1 tRNA gene and 1 rRNA gene are annotated in these 315 nt (G+C 48.3%); both read left to right on the forward strand.

Annotated elements, in window-relative coordinates:
• The first annotated feature begins 97 nt into the window (after window positions 1-97).
• Window positions 98-173 (forward strand) — tRNA-Thr (locus tag INT04_RS19240).
• A gap of 53 nt (window positions 174-226) precedes the next feature.
• A 5S ribosomal RNA gene (rrf, locus tag INT04_RS19245) occupies window positions 227-315 on the forward strand; the annotation flags it as partial.

Raw genomic sequence — 315 nt, forward strand, 5'->3', positions numbered from 1 at the left:
AGCGCCGATGGTAGTGTGGGGTCTCCCCATGTGAGAGTAGGGAACTGCCAGGCATCAAATTTTAGGCTGTGTCGGCTAGTGACAATAAGCCACTAGTGCTGATATGGCTCAGTTGGTAGAGCACACCCTTGGTAAGGGTGAGGTCCCCAGTTCGAATCTGGGTATCAGCACCATAAGAATTTATTATAACTATATTGAAAATAAATAGTTATAAATACAGAATTTGCTTGGCGGCCATAGCGCAACGGTCCCACCTGATCCCATGCCGAACTCAGAAGTGAAACGTTGTAGCGCCGATGGTAGTGTGGGGTCTCC

It is taken from the genome of Proteus sp. FME41, assembly GCF_014897315.1.
Taxonomy (GTDB): Bacteria; Pseudomonadota; Gammaproteobacteria; order Enterobacterales; family Enterobacteriaceae; genus Proteus.